Origin of the sequence: Sphingomonas sp. PP-CE-3G-477 (assembly GCF_003050745.1) — a bacterium.
Lineage (GTDB): Bacteria > Pseudomonadota > Alphaproteobacteria > Sphingomonadales > Sphingomonadaceae > Sphingomonas.
Genome location: NZ_QAOF01000005.1, coordinates 1 through 22,056, shown reverse-complemented (window position 1 = coordinate 22,056; position 22,056 = coordinate 1). Strand labels below are relative to the sequence as shown.

20 protein-coding genes and 1 tRNA gene are annotated in these 22,056 nt (G+C 64.7%); 10 read left to right on the top strand and 11 right to left on the bottom strand.

What is annotated here, in order from left to right:
- Nucleotides 1–26 precede the first annotated feature (26 nt).
- Together C8J45_RS11325 and tsaD are read right to left on the bottom strand one after the other, a co-directional pair.
- Complete coding sequence (locus C8J45_RS11325; protein WP_107963331.1) at nucleotides 27–1,004, bottom strand: NAD(P)H-dependent glycerol-3-phosphate dehydrogenase; 978 nt, start codon at nucleotides 1,002–1,004, stop codon at nucleotides 27–29.
- Nucleotides 1,001–2,026: a tRNA (adenosine(37)-N6)-threonylcarbamoyltransferase complex transferase subunit TsaD gene (gene tsaD, locus C8J45_RS11320; RefSeq protein ID WP_107963330.1), complete on the bottom strand. Its 1,026-nt coding sequence runs from the start codon at nucleotides 2,024–2,026 to the stop codon at nucleotides 1,001–1,003. Before tsaD ends, C8J45_RS11325 begins: the two co-directional genes overlap by 4 nt.
- Before the next feature lie 64 nt (nucleotides 2,027–2,090).
- On the opposite strand from tsaD, the gene hemC reads away from it, so the two are divergent.
- Together hemC and C8J45_RS19605 are read left to right on the top strand one after the other, a co-directional pair.
- Nucleotides 2,091–2,996 (top strand): hydroxymethylbilane synthase, encoded by a 906-nt coding sequence (hemC, locus tag C8J45_RS11315; protein ID WP_258191416.1) that lies wholly within the window; start codon nucleotides 2,091–2,093, stop codon nucleotides 2,994–2,996.
- On the top strand, nucleotides 2,993–4,642 hold the full coding sequence (locus C8J45_RS19605) for a uroporphyrinogen-III synthase (protein WP_258191415.1): 1,650 nt from the start codon (nucleotides 2,993–2,995) through the stop codon (nucleotides 4,640–4,642). The genes hemC and C8J45_RS19605 overlap by 4 nt, the downstream gene beginning before the upstream one ends.
- 259 nt (nucleotides 4,643–4,901) lie before the next feature.
- Here C8J45_RS19605 and C8J45_RS18905 read toward each other — a convergent pair whose 3' ends face one another.
- The 3 genes from C8J45_RS18905 to C8J45_RS11295 all read right to left on the bottom strand — a co-directional run bounded on the left by C8J45_RS18905 (nucleotide 4,902) and on the right by C8J45_RS11295 (nucleotide 6,867).
- The gene (locus C8J45_RS18905) at nucleotides 4,902–5,210 is read right to left on the bottom strand and encodes a hypothetical protein (protein WP_146168610.1); all 309 of its coding nucleotides are present in this window, start codon (nucleotides 5,208–5,210) and stop codon (nucleotides 4,902–4,904) included.
- A 158-nt stretch (nucleotides 5,211–5,368) separates the two neighbouring features.
- Nucleotides 5,369–6,160, bottom strand: coding sequence for a DUF72 domain-containing protein (locus C8J45_RS11300; protein WP_107963328.1), 792 nt, complete (start codon nucleotides 6,158–6,160; stop codon nucleotides 5,369–5,371).
- A 41-nt stretch (nucleotides 6,161–6,201) separates the two neighbouring features.
- Nucleotides 6,202–6,867, bottom strand: coding sequence for a Crp/Fnr family transcriptional regulator (locus C8J45_RS11295; RefSeq protein ID WP_107963327.1), 666 nt, complete (start codon nucleotides 6,865–6,867; stop codon nucleotides 6,202–6,204).
- Nucleotides 6,868–6,962: 95 nt separating this feature from the next.
- On the opposite strand from C8J45_RS11295, the gene C8J45_RS11290 reads away from it, so the two are divergent.
- Both C8J45_RS11290 and C8J45_RS11285 read left to right on the top strand, forming a co-directional pair.
- Nucleotides 6,963–7,760 carry a class II aldolase/adducin family protein gene (locus tag C8J45_RS11290; RefSeq protein ID WP_107963521.1) on the top strand — a complete coding sequence of 266 codons (798 nt, stop codon included), beginning with the start codon at nucleotides 6,963–6,965 and terminating at the stop codon, nucleotides 7,758–7,760.
- A 26-nt stretch (nucleotides 7,761–7,786) separates the two neighbouring features.
- Entirely contained in the window at nucleotides 7,787–8,953 is a 1,167-nt protein-coding gene (locus C8J45_RS11285; protein ID WP_107963326.1) for an alpha-hydroxy-acid oxidizing protein, read from the top strand.
- Nucleotides 8,954–8,963: 10 nt separating this feature from the next.
- Here C8J45_RS11285 and C8J45_RS11280 read toward each other — a convergent pair whose 3' ends face one another.
- The 6 genes from C8J45_RS11280 to C8J45_RS11255 form a co-directional block, all read right to left on the bottom strand.
- Nucleotides 8,964–9,164 carry a Trm112 family protein gene (locus C8J45_RS11280; protein ID WP_258191437.1) on the bottom strand — a complete coding sequence of 67 codons (201 nt, stop codon included), beginning with the start codon at nucleotides 9,162–9,164 and terminating at the stop codon, nucleotides 8,964–8,966.
- A complete protein-coding gene (locus C8J45_RS11275; protein WP_056064511.1) occupies nucleotides 9,146–9,787 on the bottom strand; it encodes an LON peptidase substrate-binding domain-containing protein in 642 nt (213 codons plus the stop codon). Before C8J45_RS11275 ends, C8J45_RS11280 begins: the two co-directional genes overlap by 19 nt.
- Nucleotides 9,784–10,680: a tetratricopeptide repeat protein gene (locus C8J45_RS11270; protein ID WP_107963325.1), complete on the bottom strand. Its 897-nt coding sequence runs from the start codon at nucleotides 10,678–10,680 to the stop codon at nucleotides 9,784–9,786. Before C8J45_RS11270 ends, C8J45_RS11275 begins: the two co-directional genes overlap by 4 nt.
- Before the next feature lie 433 nt (nucleotides 10,681–11,113).
- Nucleotides 11,114–14,617, bottom strand: coding sequence for an error-prone DNA polymerase (locus C8J45_RS11265; protein ID WP_107963324.1), 3,504 nt, complete (start codon nucleotides 14,615–14,617; stop codon nucleotides 11,114–11,116).
- 7 nt (nucleotides 14,618–14,624) lie between these two features.
- A complete protein-coding gene (locus C8J45_RS11260) occupies nucleotides 14,625–16,094 on the bottom strand; it encodes a DNA polymerase Y family protein (RefSeq protein WP_258191436.1) in 1,470 nt (489 codons plus the stop codon).
- The gene (locus C8J45_RS11255; protein ID WP_107963323.1) at nucleotides 16,063–16,845 is read right to left on the bottom strand and encodes an ImuA family protein; all 783 of its coding nucleotides are present in this window, start codon (nucleotides 16,843–16,845) and stop codon (nucleotides 16,063–16,065) included. The genes C8J45_RS11260 and C8J45_RS11255 overlap by 32 nt, the downstream gene beginning before the upstream one ends.
- A gap of 165 nt (nucleotides 16,846–17,010) precedes the next feature.
- Here C8J45_RS11255 and C8J45_RS11250 point away from each other — a divergent pair.
- From C8J45_RS11250 to C8J45_RS11225, 6 genes are all read left to right on the top strand, one after another.
- Nucleotides 17,011–17,085 (top strand) — tRNA-Gly (locus tag C8J45_RS11250).
- Complete coding sequence (locus C8J45_RS11245) at nucleotides 17,041–18,660, top strand: site-specific integrase (RefSeq protein ID WP_308811348.1); 1,620 nt, start codon at nucleotides 17,041–17,043, stop codon at nucleotides 18,658–18,660. Before C8J45_RS11250 ends, C8J45_RS11245 begins: the two co-directional genes overlap by 45 nt.
- Before the next feature lie 202 nt (nucleotides 18,661–18,862).
- Complete coding sequence (locus tag C8J45_RS11240; RefSeq protein WP_181321199.1) at nucleotides 18,863–19,840, top strand: DUF2971 domain-containing protein; 978 nt, start codon at nucleotides 18,863–18,865, stop codon at nucleotides 19,838–19,840.
- Between the two features lie 18 nt (nucleotides 19,841–19,858).
- Entirely contained in the window at nucleotides 19,859–20,620 is a 762-nt protein-coding gene (locus tag C8J45_RS11235) for a hypothetical protein (protein WP_107963320.1), read from the top strand.
- Nucleotides 20,617–21,216: a hypothetical protein gene (locus C8J45_RS11230; protein WP_107963319.1), complete on the top strand. Its 600-nt coding sequence runs from the start codon at nucleotides 20,617–20,619 to the stop codon at nucleotides 21,214–21,216. Before C8J45_RS11235 ends, C8J45_RS11230 begins: the two co-directional genes overlap by 4 nt.
- Nucleotides 21,213–21,743 carry a hypothetical protein gene (locus tag C8J45_RS11225; RefSeq protein ID WP_107963318.1) on the top strand — a complete coding sequence of 177 codons (531 nt, stop codon included), beginning with the start codon at nucleotides 21,213–21,215 and terminating at the stop codon, nucleotides 21,741–21,743. The genes C8J45_RS11230 and C8J45_RS11225 overlap by 4 nt, the downstream gene beginning before the upstream one ends.
- Nucleotides 21,744–22,056: the final 313 nt, after the last annotated feature.

The window sequence follows — 22,056 nt, the reverse complement described above, 5'->3', positions numbered from 1 at the left end:
AAGCCCATTCGCGGATCGCCTGGCGGTCAGCCCGCCTCGCCCTTCAGCGGCCGGGCGAGCAGATCGCCGATAACGTCGCTCACCGGCGCGCCTTCCAGCAGCCGGCAGACGGCATCGGTGATCGGCATGTCGACACGCGCGTCGCGGGCGGCTTCGCGGAGGACGGGCGCGGTGAAGGCGCCTTCCGCGACGGTCCGGCGATCTGACAGCAATGTCGCCGCCGACTCGCCGCGTCCAAGGCCGACACCCAGCGAGAAGTTGCGCGAACTCGTCGAGGAGCAGGTGAGCACGAGATCACCCAACCCCGAAAGCCCCGCCAGCGTCTCCGCCCGCGCACCGCGGGCCAAGCCGAACCGCGTCATCTCGGCGAACCCGCGCGCGATCAACGCCGCGCGCGCGTTCTGGCCGAGCCCTGCCCCCTCGACCACGCCGCAACCGATCGCGAGGACGTTCTTCACCGCGCCACCGATCTCCGCACCCGCGACGTCGGTCGAGGCGTAGGTGCGAAAATGGCGGGCGGCGAGGCGTGTCGCGAGCCGCTCGCCAAGCGCCGCATCCTCGCAGGCGAGCGTCACCGCGGTCGGCAACCCGGCGGCGACTTCGTGCGCGAAGGTCGGTCCCGAGAGCACCGCGATCGGCGCATCGGGGTGCACCGCGCGCGCGACCTCGCCGACGAGCCGCTTGCTGCCCGCCTCGATCCCCTTCGCGCAGAGCACGAGCGGTATGTGGCCGATCGGGGCGGCGGCGAGCACGCTGCCGACGTGCTGCGCGGGTGCGACGACGAGAATCGCCTCCATGTCCGCCAGCGCGGCGAGGTCGTCGGTCGCGCGAATCGTCGCTGACAGCGCGACGCCGCCGAGGAACAGCGTGTTCTCATGGGCGGTGTTGATCGACTCGACCACGGCGCCCTCGCGCGCCCACAGGATGACATCGCGACCGCCATAGGCCGCGACCTGCGCAAGTGCCGTGCCCCACGCCCCGCCACCGATGACGCCAATTTTCATGCCTTCACCCCTGCGCCACGCACCGCTTCGGCATTCGGATCGAGCGGCCAGCGCGGGCGCGCGGCGACATCGAGCGGATCAGTAAGGCCCGCGGCAAACCGCTCGGCCCCCGCCCAGCCGATCATCGCGGCGTTGTCGGTGCACAGCCACAAGGGCGGCGCGACGAAGCGGAGCCCGTGCGCGGTTGCGAGCCCCTGCAACGCGGTACGAACAGCAGTATTGGCCGCCACCCCGCCCGCGACGACGAGCGCGGTGGCGCCATGCGATGTCCGCAGAGCCTTGGTCGTGCGGTCGATCAGGCAGTCTACCACCGCCGCCTGGAACGAGGCGGCGATATCCTCGGGCGAATATTGGCCGACGACGCGCGCGACCGCACTCTTCAGGCCGGCGAACGAGAAATGCGGCTCGGCCGAACCTTTAAGCGGGCGCGGCAGGGGGACGGCCTTGGGATCCCCCAACGCCGCGGCCCGTTCGACGGCAGGACCACCGGGGAAGCCGAGACCAAGCAACTTGGCGGTCTTGTCGAACGCCTCGCCCGCCGCATCGTCGATGGTCGTGGCGAGGCGCCGATACGCACCGACGCCCTCGACCAGCAGCAACTGGCAATGCCCGCCCGACACGAGGAGCAGCAGGTATGGGAACTCCAGGTCCGGATCGGACAACCGCGGCGAGAGCGCGTGGCCTTCGAGATGATTGACCGCGATCAACGGCTTGCCCGCGGCGTGTGCGAGCGCCTTGCCGGTGACGAGCCCGACCATCACCCCGCCGATCAGCCCCGGCCCCGCGGTCGCGGCAATCGCGTCGACATCGGCCAGCGTCAGCTTCGAGTCGGCCAGCGCCGCGACGATGAGCGGCTCCAGCGCCTCGACATGCGCGCGCGCGGCGATTTCGGGGACGACGCCGCCGAACGGAGCGTGCGCCGCTTCCTGCCCGAGCAGCCGGTGCGCGAGGACCTGCCGGTCGCCGGTGACGAGCGCGGCGGCGGTTTCGTCGCAGGAGGATTCGATGCCGAGAATGATCATCGCGTGTCTGTATAGGCCTGTGTGAAGCTTGTCGAAGGGGGCCCCTTTCTGCATGGCACCCAGCATGACAGTTTTTCGGCTCGGTACGCGCGGTTCGCCGCTGGCGCTCACCCAGGCAGGCCTGGTCCGCGATGCGTTGTGCGCGGCGCATGGCTGGTCGCCTGATAAGGTCGAGACGGTCGTGATCCGAACGACGGGCGACCGCGTGCAGGATCGGGCGCTCGCCGAGATCGGCGGCAAGGCGCTGTGGACCAAGGAGCTCGATCGCGCGCTGCACGACGGCGACATCGACTGCGCGGTCCATTCGATGAAGGACGTCGAGACGATCCGCCCACACACGCTGAGGATCGCCGCGATGCTGCCGCGGGCCGACGTGCGCGATCGGCTGATCGGTGCGGAGACCTTTGCCGACCTGCGCCCGGGCGCCGTCGTCGGGACGAGTTCGCCGCGACGCCGCGCGCAGATGCTGCGGCTGCGGCCCGACCTGGAGATCGTGCTGATCCGCGGCAACGTCGACACGCGGCTCGGCCGGGTGGCGAGCGGCGAGATGGACGCCACGCTGCTCGCCGCCGCCGGGCTCGATCGCCTCGGGCGCGAGGACGGCCATGCGATCCCGACCGACATCATGCTGCCCGCACCGGCGCAGGGCGCGGTCGGGATCGAAGTCCTCGACGGCAGTGCCGCGCATGCGATCGTCGCCGCGATCGACCATGCCGACACCAGCCTGTGCGTGCTGACCGAGCGCGCGTTGCTCGCCCGGCTCGGCGCGGACTGCCACTCGCCGGTCGCGGCGCTCGCGTCGCTGGCGGGCGAGACGCTGACGTTGCGCGCCGAGCTGATCGCCGAGGACGGGACGTGCGACGTCGCCGGATCGATCGAGGGCAGCGCGGACGAAGACCTGGGCACGATGCTGGCGGTTGACCTTCTCACGCGCGCGCCGGCCAGCGTCCGCCGGTTGTTCGCGGCATGACGTCGCCCCACGCGGTCGTCGTCGTGCGGCCGGAGCCCGGCAACGCGCGGACTGCGGCGGCGCTGCGGGCGTTAGGGCTCGACGTACGGCAGGTTCCGCTGTTCGCCGTAACGCCGGTCGACTGGAGCGTGCCCGATCCGGCGGGGTTCGACGGGCTGTTGCTGACCAGCGCGAACGCGGTGCGGCATGGTGGCGCAGGACTGGACGCGTTGAAGCGCCTGCCGGTGGTCGCCGTCGGCGCTACGACCGCGGCGGCAGCGAGCGACGCGGGCTTTGCGGTCGCGGTGACCGGGTCGGGCGACGCGCGCGATGCCGTCTCCGAAGCGCGCGATCGCGGTTTTGCGCGACTGTTGCATCTCGCCGGGCGCGATCGTGCCCCGACCGGCGACGGGATCGAGGCCATTACGGTCTACGCGAGTGATGATGTGCCGATCGACGCTACGGTTGCGCAGTCGTTCGTCGACACCGTCGTGCTGCTGCACTCCGAACGCGCCGCGGCTCGGTTGAAGGCTATGCTCGATACGGCGGACATTGCCCAATCCGGAATCGAGATCGCCGCGATCAGCGCCGCCGTCGCCGAAGCGGCCGGAACCGGCTGGGCGACCGCCTCTATCGCCCCGCAACCGAGCGATCCAGCACTCGTAGCACTCGCTGCTGCACGTGCGAACATACGCGCGATTGACCATCCGGTGCGTGGCGGGGATAAGCACGCCATGAGCGACTACGTGCCGACCGATCGCCCACGGGCACGCGGACCCAGAATGGGCGTCATCATCGCCCTCACCGCGCTCGCGTTTATCGCCGGGCTCGGGTTAATGGCCTATGCGGCGAAGATGCTGCCGTGGTTCAAGGCCACGCAGGCGACGGCGGCCGCGTCGTCCGCCGCGCGGCAAAAGCTGGCGGCCGGCAATTCGGGCTATATCCCCGCACAACCGCTAGGTCCGGACGGTGAGCCGCAGGCAGCGGCGCCGATCGATACGACGGTCCTGGCCACGCGAGAGGCGACGCTGGCCGGCCAGCTGACCGCGCTCGAGGCGCGCACAGCCACGATCACCACCGATGCCGCCGCCGCCGGCGCGCAGGCTACGCGCGCCGAAGGGCTGCTGGTGGCCTTCGCGGCTCGCCGTGCGCTCGATCGCGGCGTCGGGCTCGGCTATCTGGAGGAGCAAGTACGCCTGCGGTTCGGCCAGGCGCAGCCCCGCGCGACAACGTTGCTGATCCAGGCCGCACGCCAACCGGTAACGCTGGAAGATTTGCGCCAGGGGCTCGACGCGATCGCACCGGACATCACCAGCTCGACCGGCGAGAACTGGCTCGATACCGTCCAGCATCAGATCGACACGCTCGTGGTACTCCGCAAGGCGGGCACCCCCTCGCCGATGCCGGCGGATCGCCTCGCCCGTGCACGCCGCTTGTTGGGCGCGGGCCAAGTCGAGGCGGCACGGGCCGAAGTCGCGCGCCTGCCCGGCGCCGCCCAGGCCGGCAACTGGATGGATGCGGCACGACGCTATGTCGTCGCACGCCAGGCGCTCGACGTGATCGAAAACACCGCGCTGATCGGCCAGGCCGGACAGCCTCAGCCGGCACCGGTGGTGATCCCCGCCACGCCGGTCGAGACGACCGCTCCCGAGTCCGACGGGATCTAAGCCGATCGATTGCTGCGCGCTCTATGGGGGATGCCTCGATTGCGCATGATCAGGTGTCGGACAAGCACGTTGCAGGGCCATCATTTCGGAATGCGGGCCGCTGGCGAGCCGTTCTAGCGATATTTCCAAAAGCTGCTGATCCGCGTCGCCACCATTGGACCGTTATCCCGACCCGCACCTCGGAGGATCAACGATCGCTTTCGGGATCGCATCCTCAGCTAGCGGCGTAGTTCGTGCTGCTCGCTGCCCCAGAATACATCTACCGGTTGCGATAAAGAAGCTTGGTATATTCGTGTCTTAGGGTCTCCTGGTCCGCGTCCGAAAGCGTCCCGCTCTTGAGCGTCACGAGGTTCGCCACCTTCATCCGGAACGCGGCAACACGCTTTTCCCGTTGCTGCCGCATCGTCGGCGTATCGCCCCCCCATCCACGACCGCGCAAGACATCGCGATCCGGGTCTATCCCGCGAAAGGGATCCGAATAAGGTGTGTAGGACTGAGGCGGCTGGAAAGCTTGTGCGTTTGCCATCGTCGAAAAGCACATGACGGCACATGATACTGCCAACTTCATCGAGCGCTCCCTTCAATACAGTAAGGTCGATCGCACGGACCATTGCGGTCCTGAACTACCGTATCGGATTTTCTCTGAACGATCGACCGACTTGTAGCCATGTCGGCAACATATCGAACCTCACCGTCAGCGAAAGCATTACCTGAATACCGCCAGACTTACTCTCGAACCCGCTCGATCAGCGCCATCGCTGCATGGGGTGCGCGAACCTTCGCGCCGTTGATGAAGAACATGAACGTCTCACGCGGCGTCTTCGCCGGCGCGGCGTCCTCGACATAGGGCAGACCGTCGGGCCGTCCCCCCGCAGCCCAAGTCTTCGCCTTGTCCGCCCATTCGTCCAGCGCGGTCGGGGCGTAGCCTGCGACGAAGCGCTCTTCGGCATCCTCCAGTCGCGCATAAACGAAGTCGCCGGTCACGTCGGCGATCGCGGGATATTCGGCCGACTGCGCGAAGACGATCGCGACGCCGGCATCGCGGCACATCGCGACGAACTCCGGCACCGCGAAACTCTCGTGACGGACCTGGATCGCATGGCGCAGCGCGAGCCCGTCCTGCTTGGCGGGCAACAGCTTCAGGAACGCGGCGAAATCGTCGGCGTCGAATTTCTTGGTCGCCATGAACTGCCACAGGATCGGCCCGAGCCGATCGCCGAGCTCGACGATCCCCTGCCCGGTGAACTTGGCGATCGACTCCCCCGCCTCGGCCAGCACCTTCCGGTTGGTGCAATAGCGCGACGCCTTGAGCGAGAAGACGAACCCGTCGGGCACCGCCTTGGCCCACGATGCGAACGTGGCCGGCTTCTGGCTGCCATAATAGGTACCGTTGATCTCGATCGCGGTGACGTGTTCGGCGGCATAATCAAGCTCGCGCTTCTGCGCCCATTTCTCCGGATAGAAGGTCCCGCGCCACGGCTCGTAGGTCCAGCCGCCAATACCGATTCTGATCGTCATGGGCGGGAGTGTAGCGCGCGGGAGAAGGGCTTGGCGATGCCCTATTCGGTGATGATGCCGCGCAACCCCGGCAGGTCGAGGATGCGAACCTGCGCATAGGCCACCGCGACCAGGCCATCGCGCTCGAACCGCTTCAGGTGCCGGTTGAGCGTCTGGCGTGCGATGCCGACCACGCCGGCCAGTTCCTCCTGACGGATCGTGATCCGACCATCCCCCGCCTGCGACGCGCGCATCAGCGCTTGCGCCAGTCGCACGCGGATCGACTGCCCAACGCTCTGCGCGATGAACCGCAAGGCGGTGCGCTGATGCGCGCACACGAGCAGGCCGAGATCGCGGTAAAGCTCCGGGTCCGCTGCCGCCGCCCGCGCGAACGCCGCCACCGGCACATGCAGCAGTCGCGCCGTGCCAAACGCCGTCGCGTCGTGCGGCCTCGGATGGCCGTCCAGCGTCGACAATTCGCCGAACCACGTCCCCGGCCGCACGATCAGCGCGAGCAGTTCGGCACCATTGGCGGACAAGCCCTTTAACCGGACCTGCCCGTCCAGCACCGCCCACAATCCGTTCGGGGGATCGCCCGAGCCGTAGATCCGCGCGCCGTTTTCCAGCACCTCGACTCGCGCCTCCTGCAACAGGCGCTCGCGACGGCCCGCCGGTATCGCGCCGAACCAGCTATCGGTCGCCAGTATCGCGTGATCCGGATCGTGCATCGTACAAGGCTAGGCGAAATTTCAAGATTGTCACCATCGAGACAAAGTTTGCCGAATGCCGGTCGTACAAGGGGCCAAACATAAGGAGGCGGATGATGGCGACGGCATTGAAGGCGATGGAACCGACGGCGGCGGAAACGACGATCAAGGGCCAAGTATCAGCCGAGGAATGGGCGCTGCGCGTCGATCTCGCCGCCGCATACCGACTCTTCGCGCTCTACGGCTGGGACGATCTGATCTTCACCCATTTGTCGGCGCGCGTCCCCGGCCCCGAGCATCATTTCCTGATCAACCCGTACACGCACATGTTCGAGGAGATCACCGCATCGTCGCTGGTCAAGATCGACGTCGACGGCAACAAGGTTATGGACACCCCTGCCCCGGTCAACCGCGCGGGCTTCGTGATCCACTCAGCGGTCCACGCCGCGCGCCACGATGCGGTGGCGGTGCTGCATCTCCACACCCCGCACGGCCAAGCGGTGTCGGCGATGGCCGAGGGGCTGCTCCCGCATACGCAGACGGCGATGATTGCCGGGCACGACGTCGCCTATCACGACTTCGAGGGCATCGCGACCGAACTGGAGGAACGCGAACGGCTGGTGCAGGATCTCGGCACCAAGAATGCGATGATCCTGCGCAACCACGGCACGCTAACGGTGGGCGAGTCGGTGCCGCAGGCGTTCCTGCGGATGTATTTCCTCGAACGCGCCTGCGAGGCACAGGTCCTGATGCTGAGCGCCGGTCGCGAGAACCTGAACAACCCGAACCAGGGCGTCGCGGAAAAGGTCGAAGGGCAATCGAGCGGTGCAGGCATCCGCATGCTCGCCGATGGGCTCGCCTGGCCGGCGTTGCTGCGGAAACTCGACCGGGTCAATCCGGGCTATCGGGACTGACCACGACCAGCTTCGGAGGGCAGCGCATGCCGCATTACGGCGATTACCAGAACGAGATCTATTTCGCCGGGCTCGCCGGTGTCGTCCCGAAGGTCCCGGTCGATTTCGCATCGCTCGAGGCTCGGGCGGCAGCGGCGCTGCCACCGTCGGTGCTCGGTTATCTGCAAGGCGGGTGCGGCGACGAGTTCACGCAGCGCCAGAATGCCGACGCGTTCCGGCATTGGGGCATGACCCCGCGGATGATGGTCGACGCGACGCGCCGCGACCTGTCGATCGACCTGTTCGGGATGACTCTGCCCAGCCCGATCTTCATGAGCCCGGTCGGGATCAACGGCATGTGCACGCAGGACGGCCACGGCGATCTCGCCGCCGCGCGGGCCGCCGCGCTGACCGGCGTTCCGCTGATCCAGTCGACGCTGTCGAACGATCCGCTCGAGGACGTCGCCACGGCGATGGGCGACGTGCCCGGCTTCTTCCAGCTCTACACGCCCAAGGACAAGCCGCTTGCCGAAAGCCTCGTCCACCGCGCCGAGGCGGCCGGATACAAGGCGATCGTCGTCACGCTCGACACCTGTGTCACCGGCTGGCGCCCGCGCGACCTGAACGTCGCAAACTTCCCGCAACTAGGCGGCCATGTGCTGGAGAATTACTTCAGCGACCCGGTCTTCCGCGCGATGCTCGCCAAGCCACCGCGCGAAGATGTGGCGGCTGCCGTACGCCAATGGGCCGGGACGTTCGGCAAGGTGCTGACGTGGGACGACATGCCGTGGCTGCGGTCGATGACCAAGCTGCCGATCGTCCTGAAGGGGATCTGCCATCCGGACGACGCGCGCCGCGCGATCGATCTGGGTGCGGACGCGATCTACTGCTCGAACCACGGCGGACGCCAGGCGAATGGCGGGATCGCCGCGATCGACATGCTGCCCGCGGTGGTCGCGGCGAGCGGGACCGTGCCGGTGCTGTTCGACTCCGGCGTGCGGTCAGGGAGCGACGTGGTTAAGGCACTCGCACTCGGCGCCACCGCGGTCGGGATCGGTCGGCCCTACACGTACGGCTTGGCGCTCGACGGCGCGAACGGCGCGGCGCATGTGCTGAAGTGCATCCTCGCCGAAGCCGACCTGCTGATGGCGGTGAACGGCTACCCGACGCTCGCCGCCGTCCGGGAGGCCGGCGCGACGCGGACGGGGTACTGAAGCAAGACGATCAGGCGGCGGTGTCGTCGAGCCGGCGGGCTTCCTCGACCAGCATCACCGGCACGCCATCACGGATCGGATAGGCGAGCCCGGCAGCGTCCGAAATCAGTTCCTGCGCGGCCTCGTCATAGCGAAGTGGCATGCGCGTCATCGGGCAAACGAGACGTTCGAGCAACCAGGAATCGAGCGCGCTCACTGCAACGTCACCGATTCGTCACCGTCGTGCCGCCCGAAGAACTGCATCAGCTGGATGATCAGTTCGGCGCGCTGCTCGATATCCGGCGCCTCGAGCAGCGCCTGCTTGGCGGCCGCATCGAACGGCGCGATCTGCGCGATGCCGTTGACCAAGCTCTCGTCGTCGAGCCGGCCGACTGCATCCCAATCGACCGCATAACCCTGCATGTCCGCGAACCGCCGCGACTCCAGCTCCAGCGAGGACCGTCGCCCGAGCGACAGCGCATCGTCCTCGATCAACGGCAGCAACTCCGCCTCGACCTGGCGGAATGCGGTCGTCACGTCGAGCTCGCGGACGATCCGGAACAGCGCGATGCCCTCGAGCACGACGTTGTAGCGCCCGTCGTCGAGCGCCTCGACCTCGGCGATCTTGCCGACGCAGCCGATGTCGTACAGCGCGTCCGCGTCGTCATGCGGTCCGCCTCGCGGCTGGATCATCCCGATCCGCCGGTCGCGCGCCATCGCGTCGCTGATCATCGCCCGATAGCGCGGCTCGAACATGTGCAGCGGCAGGTGCATGCCCGGGAACAGCAGCGCGCCCGGCAGCGGGAAGATCGACAGTCGCGTGGTGGCGCGCGGGGGGGCGGACTCGGTGGTCATCCGAACAGGATCGCAGACAGGCGGCGTCGCTGTCCAGACACCCATGGGTCTTCGAGCCCGACGACCTCGAACAATTTCAGCAGCTGCGTCCGCGCCGCGCCCTCGTTCCAGTCGCGCTCGGTGGCGATGATGCCGAGGAACGTGTCGGCCGCCGCATCACGATCGTTCGCTGCCATCTGGCCATTGGCGAGCGCGAACCGGGCCTGCAGGTCGTCGGGGTTCGCCTCGACCGCAGCGAGCAGCGGCGACAGGTCCTCGACCGGCGGCGCCGACTGCGCGAGTGCGAGGGCCGCCTGCGCGCGCGTAATCGCTGGGTCCTTGGCGATCGCCGGATCGAGATTCGCCAGCCAGTCCGCCGCCTCGTCGAGCTGCCCGGTCGCGACCAGCGCGCGGACGAAGCCGGCATGGACCTGCGGATGCTCGGGCGCGATCTCGGCGATCTCGCGGAAGATGCCCAGTGCGCGCTCGCCGTCATTGGCCGCGAGCGCCTCTTCACCGATTGCGATCAACGGCTCGACGTCGGGCACCGCGTCGGTTGCGCCGGCTTCAATCGGCAGCTGCTTGAGCAACTGGTCGAGGATCACCCGCAGCTGCGATTCGGTGCGCGCGCTGGTCATGTCGGCGACCAGCTGGCCCTGGAACATCGCATAGACGGTCGGAATCGACTTGATCTGGAATTGCGCTGCGATGAACTGGTTCTTGTCGGTATCGACCTTCGCCAGCACGATGCCCTTGTCGGCATAATCGGCGGCGACCTTCTCCAGCGTCGGCGTCAGCGCCTTGCACGGCCCGCACCATTCCGCCCAGAAATCGATGATCACGAGGCTCGTCATCGACGGTTCGACGACGTCGCGACGGAACGCGTCGACGGCGTCCTTCTCCGCGGGGGACATTCCAAGCGTGGCCAAGTTCAACTCCCGTGTAATTCTAGCGCGCTATCTGGGGGGCGCTGACGACGAATGCCACCTCTAGGATGGATAGGCATGCACGACAAACGTGCCTTGGCATTCGGCGCGAGCCGTTGATCCTTACCATGCATACGGGTTCCAGCATCCAAGGGACCGCGTAAGCAATAGAGACAGGGTTGCGAAGCGGTGGCCTCCGGAACTGGTTGGCATTTCATCTCCGCCTTCGGACAAGCCGCCTCCCCGGCGGAGGCCGGGGTCCAGTTGGAGAGGTCGTAGTTACGGAGCAGTCTTCATCAGCAGCGTTACCCAACTGAACCCCGGCCTCCGCCGGGGAGGTGCATCTGTTCGGAGGCGCCGACCGGTCTGATAAAAGAGCGTTCGGCGATCTTGCGGACGACACCATCGAGCGCCGGCCATATTAATGAAAGTCGCGCGATTTGGGCAGGACGCGGACGTCGCGCGGATGCTGGCCACGGGGTGTCCGTCCGTCCGGGCCACGCGTGAGGACCGGCCGGATCACTTCGTCGACGCGCGCGAGCGGCGGCTCAAGCGCGTGGTCCTCCGACAACAGCCCCAGCATCTCCGTGCGATCCTGCACCCGCGACGTCATCAGGTGCGTGACACCTTCCTCGCTGCACTGGATCATGCCCTCCAGCACCATCAGCCGCGAGGCCATCACCGCGCGGCGGTTCGCCTCGAAGTCGCGCGCCCACATCAGCCCGTTGGTGATCCCGGTCTCGTCCTCGATCGTCACGAAGATCGCATTGCCCTTGCCGGGGCGCTGGCGGACCAGGACGACACCCGCCACCTTCGCGCGGCGCCCGTCCTTGGTCGCGTTGGCCTGCGCGCTCGACAGGATCCCCTCGGCGGCAAAGCGTTCGCGGAGGAACTGCATCGGATGCGCCTTCAACGACAGCCGCGTCGTCTGGTAATCCGCCGCCACCTGTTCGGACAGCGGCATCGCTGGCAGGTGCGCGTCGGGCTCCGCACCAAGCTCCGGCACCTCTGCCGCGGCAAACAGCGCAAGCTGCTTGGGCGGCGTCCGGCGCACATCCCACAAAGCCTCGCGCCGTTCCTTCGCCACCGATCGAAACGCATCCGCATCGGCCAGCAGGTTCATCGCCCGCTGCGGCAGGTTGGCGCGCCGCGCGAGGTCCTCGATGCTAGCGAACGGCATGGTCCGAACGCGAACGATCTCGTCGGCCCAATCCTTCCGAAACCCATCCACCTGCCGGAATCCCAGCCGCACATCCTCCCCGGCACGGGGAGGGGGACCATCCGCAGGATGGTGGAGGGGGGCCGCCGCAGACGCTCCGCCTGGAAGGGTGGCAGTCGAAAGCTCGCCGTCAGTAACAGGAACATCCGCAAGCGATACGTCCGCGGAAGCCCCCCTCCACCCCGCGTCGCGCGCCCCTCCCGGTGCCGGGGAGGATAAGCTGTTATCCCACCCGCTCGCATTCACATCGACCGGCAGCACGGTAACCCCGTGCTCCACGGCATCCCGCACCAGTTGCACCGGCGCATAAAACCCCATCGGCTGCGAATTGAGCAACGCGCAACAGAACACCGCTGGGTGAAAACATTTGATCCACGACGACACATACACCAGCCGCGCGAACGAAAGGGCGTGGCTCTCTGGAAACCCGTAGGATCCAAACCCCTCGATCTGCTTGAAACAGCGTTCGGCGAACTCGCGCTCGTAGCCACGGGCGACCATGCCCTCGACCATCTTGACCTGAAAGTTCTCCATCTTGCCGACGTTGCGGAACGTCGCCATCGCCCGGCGGAGTTGGTTGGCTTCCTCAGGCGTGAACTTGGCCGCAACGATCGCAAGTTTCATCGCCTGTTCCTGGAACAGAGGCACGCCAAGCGTCTTTTCCAGCACGTCGCGCAGTTCGCCGGCAGGGCCGTGGAGCGGCGAAGGCGAGGGATATTCGACTTTCTCCTTCTTCGCTCGTCGACGTAGATACGGATGCACCATGTCGCCTTCGATCGGTCCCGGCCGAACGATCGCAACTTGAACGACCAAGTCGTACAACTCCTTGGGCCGCAGGCGCGGCAGCATGTTTATCTGCGCGCGGCTCTCCACTTGGAACACACCGATGCTGTCACCCTTGCACAGCATATCGTAGACCGGCTTTGCAGCATCCGGGATCGTATCGAGGTCGTGGTCGCCAAGGCCGTGTGACCGCATGAGGTCGAAGCTCTTGCGGATGCACGTCAGCATCCCGAGCGCCAGGATGTCGACCTTCATCAGGCCAAGACAATCGATATCGTCCTTGTCCCATTCGATGAAGGTGCGATCCACCATCGCGCCATTGTGGATCGGCACCATCTCGTCGAGACGGCCCTGGGTCAGTACGAAACCGCCGACATGCTGCGACAAATGGCGCGGGAACTGAAGCAGCCGGTCGACCATGTCGTGCAGGCGTGCGATCTCGGGGTTTCCAGGATCGAAGCCGGTCTCCTTCAACCGTTGCTCGCCGAACCGACTGGAAAAGCTGCCCCAGACCGTACTGGTCAGCCGATGAGTCACGTCCTCGGTCAGGCCAAGTGCCTTGCCGACCTCGCGTACGGTGCTGCGGGGTCGGTAATGGATGACGGTCGCAGCGATAGCAGCGCGATCCCGACCATAGCGGCGGTAGATGTACTGCATCACCTCCTCGCGCCGTTCATGCTCGAAATCGACGTCGATATCCGGTGGTTCGTCGCGTTCGGCGCTGACGAACCGCGAGAACAGCAAATCGTATTTCATCGGGTCGACCGAAGTGACACCAAGCAGAAAGCATACGGCCGAATTGGCCGCGGACCCACGCCCCTGACATAGGATCGGCGGCTCTACGCTGCGTGCGTATCGGACGACATCGTGCACCGTGAGAAAGTAATAGGCGTATTCGCGTGCGCGAATCAGCCGGAACTCCTCGTACAGCAGCGCCAGCATCTTCTCGGGTACGCGTTCGCCGTACCGATCCAAAGCGCTTTCCCAGACGAGATGCTCCAGCCATCCCTGAGGGTCCCAGCCTGCGGGGACGGGCTCATGCGGATATTCGTATTTGAGTTCGTCGAGCGTGAAGTCGATCCGCGCCAGCAGCTTTGCCGTCTCGGCGATCGCGTGCGGCCGGTCGCGGTAAAGGTGTGCGATCTCGTCCGCATCCTTCAAATGGCGTTCGCCATTGGCACCGAGCCGTTTGCCGGCACGCTGGATCGTCGTGCCCTCACGGATGCAGGTGACGATGTCGTGAAGCGAGCGATCGTCGGCGACCGCATAACGCACGTCGTTGGTCGCCAGGATCGGCACGCGCGCCTTGACGGCGATCCGGGCCAGCCGGGTCTGGCGTCGCCGATCGCGACCGCCATGTGGCATCGTAACCCCAAGCCACATCGATCGCCGCGCAAGCGGACGGAGCGCGGCAAGCGTAGCCTCGAGACTGGCATCGTTGCGGACGGGAAGCACGAAATCCTTGTGCGCGACCACCGGCCGGGCGGTGCACTCGGGCATGACGATCAACAGGATTTCGCCGAGATGCGCGACCAGATCGTCGAAGCCGAGGATGCAGCCGCCTTTCTCTGCCCGCCGGTTGCCCAGCGTCAGCAGCCGCGTCAGCCGTCCCCATCCGGCCCGGGTTGCGGGATAGGCGACGATGTCCGGCGTACCGTCGGCGAATACGAGACGCGCGCCGACCACCAGCTTGAAATCGAACGGCGGCAGCTTCGCGCCGAGCTGCCCCCGTTTTGCGCGTTCCAGTGCATCATAGGCCCGGACCACGCCGGCAACCGTATTGCGATCGGCGATGCCGATACCGGCCAGTTTCAATTCGATCGCACGCCCAACGATGTCGCTGGGGTGGCTGGCGCCATCGAGGAACGAGTAGTTGGTCGCGGCGACTAGTTCCGCGAACGCTGGCGCGGCCCGCCCGTTCATCCGATCCTCACGCGAAGACGCCGTGGAGGTACCAGCGGGGCGTCTCCATCTCGGAATACAGGCCGTGGCGGAAGATCCAAAAGCGGCGGCCGCGGCGGTCTTCGATGCGGTAGTAATCGCGCGTCGGGATGTCCGGGCGTCGCCACCATTCGCCGGCGATCCGTTCCGGGCCTTCGCTGTGCGCTACATCGTGGACGGTGCGGCGCCAGCGGAACCGGTGCGGCGGGCCGTCGGGGACCTCGGCCATCATCGATTCGATCGGTTGTGGCGGGTCGAACAGGTAGATCGGCCGCAACGGCGGTTCGTCGGTTTCCGGCGCGATCCACGGCGTTGGCGCGGGCGCTTCGGCGGCAGGGAGCATCAGCTCGGCCTGTTCGGGAATATGATTGTCGCGCGCGGAGAACCGGCGGACGCGCGTCCGACCCAGCCGCGTACCGAGCTGGTCGACGAGCTGCGCGACCTCCCCCTTCTGCGCCTCGCCGCCCTCCAGCTTCAGCTGCGACGCGTCGAGTTTCTCCGCGAGCGCCACGTCGAGCCGGACCAGATCATAGCCGAACCCCGGATCGAGCGGATCGGCGAGGCTGTCGATCCGCTCGCGGAACAATCGCATCAATAACGCTACGTTACGTGTCGGCTGACCGGTCTCTATTCGCAGCCGCTGGACGAGGCCGTCGGCGCGGAACAGGCGCGCTTCCCAGCGGCGGCCGCCTTCGTGACGGTCGGCAAGCTGGGCCGCGGCTTCGGTAGCGAGTTCGGCCAGCATCTCGAGTGCGTATTCGGTGCGTGCGATGGGTTCGGCGAAGCGGCGTTCGACGCCGATCTTCGGCACCGTCCGCCGCGCGACGATCGGTCCCTTCACTGAGCCATCGAGCCGGCGGATCATCATCGCCGCCTCCTCGCCGAACCGTGCGGCGATCGTCGCCAAGGGCCGCGCCATCACGTCGCCGACCGTCTTCAGCCCCGCGCGCGACAACGCGGTCGTCGCATCCTCGTCCAGCCCCAGCGCCGCCACCGGCAACCGCTTGACCGCGCGCTTTTCATCCGGCGCCGGCGCCCCGGCAAACCGCGCCAGCGCGCGTGCCGTGTCGGGCGTGTCGCCGAACGCATGCCGCACCAGCACACCCCGGCGCGCAAGCCGCTCCTCCAGATCAGCCGCCAGACGGCGTTCGCCCTCGAACTCGTGCACGCACCCGGCGATATCGAGGATCAGGCCATCGGGCTCGTCGAGCGCGACCGACGGCGTATAGCGCTGGCACCCGTCCGCGAGCCGCTCGAGCCATTCGTGATCGGCATGCGCGTCATGCTCGTACACCTCCAGTTCCGGCACGCGCGCCCGTGCGTCGGCGAGCGTCAGCCCAGACTGGAGCCCTGCCCGCACCGCCTCGCGATCGAGCGACTTCAGACGGACCCCACCCGAGACCGATTCGACGAATGCGATCGGCGTCTCAGCCCGTCCGACGAACAGATGCGGCCGCATCGTCCGCAGCCGCTCGATCGGCAGCCACGGGAATACCAGCGCCAGGTAGCGCCGCGGAATCACCAGAGGCGAAGGCGTTTTGGTCGAAGATGTGCGCGTCACGGTCCCACTCCACACGCCAGCGAAGCCCGGCCTGGCCTCCGCGTCGGCGTAGCAATTCGATGTCGAAGGCAGGTTTGCCAGGTGCGTCGGCTTCCAGCAGCCGGGAGCAGGATGCCGCCACCCGCCAGCGCGACGCGGCCGCACTCGGCACCGGTTCGGCACCGATGCGCAGGCTGAGGATCGTCACGCCCGAGGCTTCGGCCGCCAGCATCAGCCGCCGCGTCGCGGTGAGGTCGAGTCCGGGCGCCCTGCCCCAGGATTCCATCAACAACGTGCCGAGCCCATGACACCGCGCAGCATCGGCAGCGGCGCGTAGCAAGCTGGCCTCGTCCTCGACCAGTCCCAGCACCAGCGACGTCACGTCAAGCCCCATCTCGACCAGCCCGGTCGCATGCAACCTGCCCCCCTGCCGCTCGCTGGCCTCGGTCCGCAGCCACATCACCGGCGCTGCCTTTGCCGCCAATATCGAGGCAACCGCGAACCCCGCGGCACTCGCCGAATCATCGATCGTCGCAAAAACCTCGTGCAACTGCGCCTTCGCCATACCCTGCGTCAGCCACGCATCGTCCGCGCGATCGTCGCCCTGGGTCGGCATCCCCACCGTGGCGATCCGCTTCAGGCGGGCTATCAAGGCAAGCGACTCGTTCACAATTGTTCTTGTAATGTTCTAGTGCCGGAGTCGCCAAGCGGAATCGTGTCTGCAGCAAATTTCACACGAAAGTTGAAAAGGCGCTTGCCGTCCCGGAAACACCGGGCTAACAGCGCGCCTCACCCAGTCACCGTGTCGCTTCAGACCGGAGACATAGGCGCCAGAGCGGGCGTAGCTCAGGGGTAGAGCACAACCTTGCCAAGGTTGGGGTCGAGGGTTCGAATCCCTTCGCCCGCTCCAGTCTTTCCCAAACCATTGGGAAAGGCTGACAAACCGTCAAAGCGACGGTCCAGCACCAAGGTTGTCCCCACAGACCGTCTACACAATGATGCCAGTCGAGGTGTCTCAAATCCTCGTAAACGCTCAGAAAATCGTCGTCAGGGCGTCTACACAAGGGGTCTACACAATCGACCCGTTGGCCTGTGCTCGAAGCGTGGCATTTTTCATTACCGACGACGGGTGCCGACCGTCCTCCTGACGGTCCTGAACCAATGCGAAATCTGGAGGTCGCTTGACACTGACAGCTATGCGACGGCGCTCCGACGCATCCATTATGTCGCCGCGACTGTCGAAGCTGAGTTCGAGAGGGGCCGTCGCTTAATCGGGCGTGCGATCGATCCTGCGCTGCTAACCAACACAACCGGCGATCGAGCGGGTTCGACGCAGGTGATGCTCGCTGCTTCCCAGCCACCATTGCCGCCCCCGCTGTCGAGCAGACGCACGATCGGTGATGTTTACGATCGCTTCATCGCCGATCCAAAGCACCAATGGAGCAAGCGCACCCAGATCGCGCACGCCACAACCCGAAAATGGGTCGTCGAGGTATTCAATGAGGACACGGCGCTGACTGATATCACCCGTGAGGGCTGTCGCAACTTTGTGGCCCTCCTGCGCGAGATGCCGAGAAGCGCTCATCAGCGGTTCCCGGACATGACGATCAGGGAGGTGATCGCTGCTGCCAAGGCGAAGGGCGAGTGCCGCCTGATCAGCACCGCGAACCTCAACGCCTACATCAATCGGTTCGGCGGGGTGATGAACTGGGCGATGAACGAGGGCTATCTCGATCGTAATCCGCTCAAGGGCCTGAAACTTCCTGACCCGGTAAGGAAGCGCGACAAACGCAATCCCTTCTCGCTCGAACAGCTTCGCCGCATCTTCGATGCGCCGATCTACACCGGGTGCCGGGACGACATGAACGGCTACGCCGTCTCCGGCGATCAGCGCCCCCGCCGTGCTCGGTTTTGGGTGCCGTTGATTGCCTTATTCAGCGGTATGCGGCTCAACGAGATTTGTCAGCTTGAGGTCTCCGACATCCGAGAGATCGACGGAATATACTGCTTCAGCGTCATGTCGGGGTTCAGCAACACCGGCGACGAAAAGCGCGTGAAGACGAACGCCAGCGAGCGGATCGTCCCGATTCACGATGAACTGATCCGCTGCGGTTTTCTGGCGTTCTCGGCATCGCAACGTCTGCGTGGGGAGACCAACCTCTTTCCCGAGCTTCCGTTCGGCCACCTTGGCTACCGATCCACGGCGATATCGAGATGGTTCACCCGCTTCCTTGATAACGCTGGGGCTGTTGCGCCGCTGACGTGCTTCCACTCGTTCCGCCACAACTTCCGCGATGGACTGCGCGAGGCGAAGATCGATCGCGATTTAGCGCTTTTGCTCGGAGGCTGGACGAGCGATGGCAAGGGCACCGCCGTGGCTGATAACTACGGGAGCGGATATCAGCCGCGCGCGCTGGCCGAGGCGCTGAATGCCGTGCGGTTCCCGGCGCTCAACCTTGACCACCTTGCGGTGCTCGGGTCGTAGCGGGCAAGCGGCTGGATGCTCGATCCGCCACCCGCTTTGAAGCCGTGAGCCGTTCACGTCGATCAGCGTCGTGATCATTGGCGTGCTGTTGAACCATGGGGGTGACCTACCCCGCTAAGCGGGATCGCCAAAGTGTTTGATGACCGTATCATTCGCATCCACCGTGGAGGAAAATGGACCTCCACGTCAGTGCGCAACTTGCTTGCTCGACTATCTGCCGACCGTTAGCTTGCCGCTCGATGAGCAAGGCAAATCTATGAGCACGCCAGCAAGGCTTTACAAATACCGATCTTTTAGCGTGCTCTCGCTACGAATGATTACGGAAGCTGAGGTATTCTACGCTCAACCTAAGACGTTCAACGACCCTTTAGATTGTAACCCGTCTTTCGAGGCTGACATAGGTCGCCTTGAGTTGGAGAAAACGCTTTATCGCCTCTTACGCGCCCGCATGTCAAAGGAGGATGCGTGGAAGGAGATTGACTACAATCGTTATATGTCAACCGAATATGGCGATTACAGAACTGAGCCCGAGGTTGATGAGAGCTTAAAGCGCAATGTCGCTTATCAGATAGAACGCGAGATCAATCGGCAGCTTGGGGTTCAAGGCGTCCTCTCTTTCTCTCAGACGTGGCGATCGGGCCTCATGTGGAGCCACTATGCGGATGAGCATCGCGGCTTCTGTATCGAATACGATACCACCGATATGGCGCACCCAAACCTTGCCCCGGTGAGCTATCGAGCGCCCCGCGCGATCAAGGCTTCCGACCTTTACGCATGGAAGCTGGAGAAGGATGACGCCGCCAAGAAACGCGTGCTCGACACCTACTATTATTCGAAATCGCCCGAATGGCAGTATGAAAAGGAATGGCGGGATATCACGCCAGATCACGGATTAAAGGGTGTAGAGTATCGCATGAGCGCTATACACTTTGGAATGCGGTGTGACCGCTCAGTTATGTCGAGCATAGTTAAGCTTTTAGACAATAACGACGACATTGATCTATATGCCGTCTACCCCCGCAAAACGACGTTTCGCCTCACGCGGGAGCTTGTGGACCGTGACGAATTAGCAGCACTTGCCATCCGCGAACCCGGCTTCCTGATGTTTCGAAAATTCGATGAAGCTGAACCCTCCCCCATTCTTGCCGAACCCGTCAACGACGATAGCGACCCGACGTGAGGCTTTGGTGACGAACTCATGACCGAGATCACCGTTCACACTCTCATCTACACCAAGGCCGATCTCGACCGCGCGCCACCCGCTGAGAGACTATTCTTCCTGATGGCATCCAGCGTCGCCAACGACACCCAGATGTTCAACAAGACGCTCGCTGTGATCCTTGCGCAGGACGATGCGGGGCACCGCCTCATCAACCAAGGCAATTCAGCATTCGGGTTGATGATCCTACGGATGCTAACCGGTCGGCTGAACGAAGCTTGGAAACTCGTTCGTAAGCATCAGGCGATGATCGAAACCACCTATGAGTCAGGCTTGTCCGATGAGGGGAGGATAGCCTTTAGAGCGATACTCGCATACTTTGATCGCCCCAAACCGGGTAGCCTCATCTGGCGCGTTCGTGATGGTATGGCCTTCCACCATGCCCCGGAGCATGTTGAGGCGGCTTATCAGTCACTCGATCCAAACGCCGATATCGGCGATTACATCCACCGCAACATCGGCAACACGCTTTTCTACACGATCGAAATGCTACAGTATGAAACGCTAAAGAACCTCGCTGGCGTGGACGATCATATAATGGCGCTTAGCCAGCTAATCACCGACACGCGCGTTCAGACGGTTAACTTTAACTCGTTCATTTTCAGCTTCACCCTTGCCTTTGCTAAGCGCTACCTGCCGCACGCCCTCAATAGGCTTGCCGATGAGGCAGAAACTATTCCCGTGCCGCGCTTCGATGAGCTAAGTCTTCCCTACTTCTCACTTCTACCGGGTGCGCAATGATCGCTGAGGGCACTATCGATTGGGGCGGTCGCCTTCCGCAAGGACAGGTTCACGGCAAACCTCTCCATGAAGTCACCAGCGACATACACGAATGGATAAGGCAGGTTCGCGGCGGCATTATGGCTGGAGCGTTCGCGGTTGAGCGGATGCTAAGCGCCTCGATCATTCATTACTTTCTCGGCGGCAGGATGCGTGATCTTGAGGTTCAAGACGCGTTCGATGAAGGCATTCTCCAGCGCCTCACCTTTGAGCGCCGCATATCGCTGGCGCTGATCGTTGCCGCGAAGTTTTTTGATCCCGTCGCTTTTAAAGACTTCGAGGGTAAACTCACCTCACTTCGCACCTTACGGAACGCGATGGCTCACAATCCCTTTTGGCTCCACCCTGAGTTTGACGATGAAGGCACGCTTATCAACATCGTGCCCGTAATTAAGCGCGGCAAATCTGTGGTGTCGCTCACGACGCCGTTCATTGAAGAGCAGAACGCGGAGATCAAGTGCACGATCGACCTCGCGCAAGAGCTTGTCGTTGCCGTGGTAGCGAGCATTCAAGGCGAGTTCGTCGCCAAGCTCTTGCCCCGTGACAGCACCACATGACGATCAAATATGACGCGGCACGCGAAGCCGTCACCAACTTGGGACTCCTGACCCTTGACGCCATCCCGACAATCGCCAGCCTGCTTGTCGGTGATCTCAGCGAGCATCCCCGTGCCATTGCGACCCGCTACCGCAAGGAAGGTGAGCAGATATCCGATGCCGCGAAAAGGGCGCTCGGCATTCGCCGCAACGGTTTCCTATCACGCGCCGCTTTCGCTGAGATCGCCCCGGCTGGGCTCGCCGAGCCGCTCGCCGCTCATGAGATCACCCTTCTACGCGCCACCTTCACACGGTTACGCCATGACCGCGTTGCTCAGGGCGAGGCGATGCGTGCGCAGGCTGGCCCCGGTTTCATCGGCTACCTTCACGAAACCCTACATCGCGAGTGCCCCGCCTGTAATCGCCTTGATGGTTTAGTGACGGACGTGGCGAACGCCAAGATCATGCCGCCAAGCGATTGCGTGCCGGGTTGCTCCGCGAACTACGGGATTGGGCTTAAGATCGATTGGCTCGCGGATATTGAGTGATCATCAAAGGCAATCACCAATGCGGATCATAGCCGCGCCGTTAGCGCTAATAATCAGGCTGACCCCTTGTGTAGACGCCCTGACGACGATTTTCTGAGCGTTTACGAGGATTTGAGACACCTCGACTGGCATCATTGTGTAGACGGTCTGTGGGGACAACCTTGGTGCTGGACCGTCGCTTTGACGGTTTGTCAGCCTTTCCCAATGGTTTGGGAAAGACTGGAGCGGGCGAAGGGAACTCGCCTACGCCGTTTCGGGCACCATCTTGGGAAGCCTCGGTTGACGCTGTTTCGATCACCTTCGAGCGTTGGTT